This window comes from Malonomonas rubra (assembly GCF_003247215.1).
In the GTDB taxonomy this organism is placed as follows: Bacteria; Desulfobacterota; Desulfuromonadia; order Desulfuromonadales; family Geopsychrobacteraceae; genus Malonomonas; species Malonomonas rubra_A.
Genome location: NZ_QKAP01000048.1, coordinates 1 through 4,128 on the forward strand (window position 1 = coordinate 1; position 4,128 = coordinate 4,128).

The following is a 4,128-nucleotide window of genomic DNA, read 5'->3' on the forward strand; positions in this document are numbered from 1 at the left end:
CCCTATTGCGCGGTAGGCTGAGGCCTGATTGTTCATACCCGCGGCGGGGATGTTATCAACACCCAGGGGGACCCGGATCATCCGATCAACCGCGGCACCTTCTGCAGTAAGGGCTCGGCCCTCTAGCAATTACGGCACAACCAAAAACGAATCACTGAACCGATGTACCGGACTAAGGGTTCGCGCGAATGGAAGAAGGTCTCCTGGACTGGTTACTTGAAAGTTGTTGACAGTCGCGAATTGGGCGAAGGATTACCGATGGATGTCGAAGACCTTAACAGCATGCACCTCGACCTGATGGCACAGAAAGAGGGCTTTACAAAGGGAAAATCGATCAGAAATAACCGGGGATATTGATGGACACGAAACTATCACGAAGCATCTACCGGCTTAAAAGCGGTACTCTGCAACCGGCTCGACGAACCATCGTTGAAGAGTACCCGCTGCGCCTGCGGGTTAACGGCCGCGAACTGGCAACCTTGATCTGTTCGCCTCATCAGCTGAATTTCCTGCTGGTCGGTTTTTTTCGCCTGCAAGGCTTTGTCGAGTCGCTCGACGACATTCAGACATTGGGAATTTGTCAGGATTTCGGTTTGGCGGAAGTTCGCTTGAAAGGCGAACTGCCGCGGCAGCTGCTACCGACTCTGACCTCTGGCTGCGGAACCGGAATTTCCTACAACCTGCCGCAGACGTTGCTGACCGCTGTCGCAAGTAAGCAGCAAAGTTTTTCCAGTAATAGCTTGTTCCTGCTGATGCGCCAGCTTTGCAGGCAGGCCGAGCTTTATCGAAACCACGGGGGAATTCACTCGGCCGCCATTGGTGACGAGGGGGGCATGTTGCTCTATGCCGAGGATATAGGCCGGCATAACACGCTTGACCGTTTAGCCGGCGAGGCTTGGTTCAAACAGATCGATCTTACCGGCAAGATGCTGGTCACTTCGGGGCGGGTTTCGACCGAGATGGTTGCTAAAGCAGCCAGATTGGGGATCGGGTTGATCGCCTCTCGCACGTCACCGACTGATAAAGCCATCGAACTGTGCAAACAGGCCGGAATCACTCTGATCGGTTACCTGCGCGGTGAATCGTTTGAGGTTTATAGTCACCCAAAGAAACTGCGAATTCCAAACCAGAACGAGCGCATACTCGGTGTCACTGGCGTGATCCTAGCGGGTGGCGAAAGTCGCCGGATGGGGAGCGACAAGTCGCTATTGCCAATTCAGGGCGCACGTTTTATCGATCATGTTTATGCACGCCTGGCGGACCTGTTTGATGAAGTGATCATCGTTACCAACGCACCTGACCTTTACAGCGATATTCCCTGCCGAAAGGTTTCGGACATATACCGCGGGCAAGGGGCTTTAGCGGGAATCCACGCCGGGCTTATGCACGCCAGACAAAAACAGATTTTTGTCGTTGCCTGCGATATGCCGTTCGTCACACAGGACGTCGTGCGGGAAATCTGCGCGGCAGCGGAACAGGGTGACCTGGTGTTGCCGATCAGCAGTAGCGGTCATGAACCGTTACATGCGCTTTATGCCAAAACTTGCCTGCCCGCAATGGAGCAAGTTTTGGCGACGGGTAAAAAACGGATTACCAGCTTTTTCGATCAGGTGCGGGTGGTGGAATTCCCCTCCGAACGGCTCCAGCAGCTCGACCCGCAGGAACAAAGTTTTCGCAATATCAATACGCCGGAAGAATATTTTCAGCTGCGTGGAGCTGAAAAATCTGCTATTGTGCGGAAGTTGCATAAGAAGCAGCAGGCTTAACCATCACAATCAAATTATAACGATCTCCGAACCGTCCCGCCTAACAGGGTTTCCTCATGGCGGTCGGTCGATGGGTGCCACTGGAAACGGTTGTGCCTCCCGTATTTGGAAAGGTGATCCCGATCTCACAGACCGTGTAGCAGCTGTGTCTAGTGAGCTAATGGGCTCTTTCCATCCGGAAGGAGCTTTTTTTATGGATCAAATAGCATGTTGCTCCAACTGAACGACATAACCCTGCAACAGGGAGGATTTGACTTACAGGTGCCACAGCTGTCTCTACAGGCCGGACGCTTGTATGTCTTGCAGGGAGAAAACGGCTCGGGGAAAAGCACGTTGCTGCGTCTGCTGGCGCTATTGCAACAACCACAGGCCGGAACCGTTCACTTTGCAGGGCAGCCTGTCAACTGGAGAACGGAACGCCTACAAAAGCTAAGGAAAAATATCACTTTGCTGGAGCAGAACCCTTGGTTGTTTACCGGAACTGTAGAGAAAAACCTCGCCTTCGGGTTGAAGGTGCGAGGGATGCGTGGAACTGAATTACACAGCAAAATTGATCAAGCACTTAACATCGTCGGATTAAGAGGCTTCCAGAAACGAAAAGCGAAGGAGCTCTCTGGTGGAGAAACCAGACGCGTAGCCCTTGCCCGCGCCCTTTGCCTGCAGCCGCAACTGTTACTGCTCGATGAGCCAACCGCTAACCTGGATGTCAAGCAGGTCGAAATACTGGAACAGTTTCTTGTCACTTTACCGAAGCGGGCAATGACAGTTGTAATTGCAAGTCATGATAAAGACCAATCGGAACGACTCGGCGGTTTAGCAATCAGAATACAAAATGGCCAGCTGATCAATAATCAATTGTCAGGAACACAATTGAGGGCGGTTTAATAATTTTGAACCTACACAATTCAATGCTCCGAGTCCTTACACCTGTCGATTTACATCGTGGTGTCAGGACCGTTGGGTAGGACTGGAAACGGCCCTGCCTCCCGTGTTTGGAAAGGAGTCTTACAGTGGCATAGAGGATGTCGCTGTTATGGCCTCTAAAGAGGCCTTTTTACTACATGGAAAAAGTGGAGGAAAAAAGATGAAAATATTGCGTATTGTTGTTTTGTTAAGCTGCTTGGTACTGCTTGCCACCAGTGCCATCGCTACTGAGCGGTTGCGTCTGGCAACGACTACTTCGACCGAAAACTCCGGTCTGCTGGCCTATCTGCTGCCGCCATTTGAAAAGGCGAACGACTGTGTGGTTGATGTCATCGCCGTCGGTACCGGCAAAGCAATAAAACTGGGAGAAACCGGTGACGTCGATGTCATCATGGTACATGCCCGCAGCAAGGAGGATAAGTTCGTCAATGAAGGCTACGGAGTCGACCGCCGTGACATCATGTACAACGATTTTGTTATCCTCGGCCCGGACAACGACCCGGCCGGCATTAAAGGAGAAACCGACGCCGCTGCTGCGATGGGTAAAATTTCCGCCAGCCAAAGCACCTTCGTCTCCCGGGGCGACGATTCCGGCACTCACTCCCGCGAAAAGCAACTGTGGAAGAAAGCTGGCGTCGCGCCGGACGGTGACTGGTACCTAGAAGCGGGTCGTGGCATGGGCGAGGTTATCGTCATGGCTGGCGAGCGTCAAGGATACACACTGAGCGACCGTGGCACCTACATCGCCTACGCAGAAAAGACACCGCTGAAAGTTGCTGTTGAAGGCGATCCGGGTCTATTCAACCCCTACGGCGCCATCATGGTTAACCCGGCCAAGCATCCTCACGTCAAGGTTGAGTTGACAAAGAAGTTTCTTGATTTCCTTGTCTCCGATGAAGCCAAACAGCTGATCACCGGTTTCCGCAAAGGTGGCAAGCAGCTGTTCTACATCGCCGACTAAGGAGCCATTTTGGGCTATTTGGGCGATTCACTGATAACAGCAATCGAGCTGATCTTCAGGCTTGATCAGGAGGTCCGGATGACCGTATGGACCTCCCTCTATACCTCGAGTACCGCCATAGTCATCGCAGGTTCTCTCGGAATACCGGTTGGTTTGTGGTTGGGACTTAACCGTTTTCGTGGTCGGCAATTGCTGATAACATTACTCAATACCATGATGGCATTGCCGACGGTGGTAGTCGGCCTGCTACTATTCGGGCTGTTCAGCCGTCAGGGGCCACTCGGTCCGATGGGCCTGTTGTTTACTCCCTGGGCGATGATCTCCGGTCAGGTGGTTTTGGCTACACCGATCGTGGCCAACCTGGTTTTGACAGCGGTAACCGGTGCCGACAGCCGTATCATCAATACGGCTTTAACCCTCGGTGCCTCGCAGTTTCAGGCAGCGCGGCAACTGCTGCGAGAAATCCGCTTTGGGGTG

The 4,128-nt window shown here is 52.9% G+C and carries 4 protein-coding genes, 1 pseudogene and 2 riboswitches; all 5 genes and pseudogenes read left to right on the forward strand.

Annotation, left to right across the window (positions count from 1 at the left end; genetic code table 11):
• Positions 1-207, forward strand: a pseudogene (locus tag Q7J88_RS04325) (hypothetical protein); the annotation flags it as partial.
• 149 nt (positions 208-356) lie between these two features.
• Positions 357-1,766, forward strand: coding sequence for a formate dehydrogenase accessory sulfurtransferase FdhD (gene fdhD, locus Q7J88_RS04330; RefSeq protein WP_303720925.1), 1,410 nt, complete (start codon positions 357-359; stop codon positions 1,764-1,766).
• Positions 1,767-1,778: 12 nt separating this feature from the next.
• A riboswitch (molybdenum cofactor riboswitch) is annotated at positions 1,779-1,898 on the forward strand.
• Between the two features lie 75 nt (positions 1,899-1,973).
• A complete protein-coding gene (locus tag Q7J88_RS04335) occupies positions 1,974-2,651 on the forward strand; it encodes an ABC transporter ATP-binding protein (RefSeq protein WP_303720926.1) in 678 nt (225 codons plus the stop codon).
• Positions 2,652-2,665: 14 nt separating this feature from the next.
• Positions 2,666-2,785: riboswitch (molybdenum cofactor riboswitch) on the forward strand.
• A 65-nt stretch (positions 2,786-2,850) separates the two neighbouring features.
• Complete coding sequence (locus Q7J88_RS04340) at positions 2,851-3,651, forward strand: substrate-binding domain-containing protein (RefSeq protein WP_303720927.1); 801 nt, start codon at positions 2,851-2,853, stop codon at positions 3,649-3,651.
• Positions 3,652-3,729: 78 nt separating this feature from the next.
• Positions 3,730-4,128 (forward strand): ABC transporter permease (locus tag Q7J88_RS04345; protein WP_303720928.1); only part of this gene is annotated, 399 nt, incomplete at its 3' end.

What these genes read in the sequence shown, in the direction of transcription:
- fdhD (WP_303720925.1), top strand. Translation starts at nt 357, where the DNA reads ATGGACACGAAACTATCACGAAGCATCTACCGGCTTAAAAGCGGTACT.
- Q7J88_RS04335 (WP_303720926.1), top strand. Translation starts at nt 1,974, where the DNA reads ATGTTGCTCCAACTGAACGACATAACCCTGCAACAGGGAGGATTTGAC.
- Q7J88_RS04340 (WP_303720927.1), top strand. Translation starts at nt 2,851, where the DNA reads ATGAAAATATTGCGTATTGTTGTTTTGTTAAGCTGCTTGGTACTGCTT.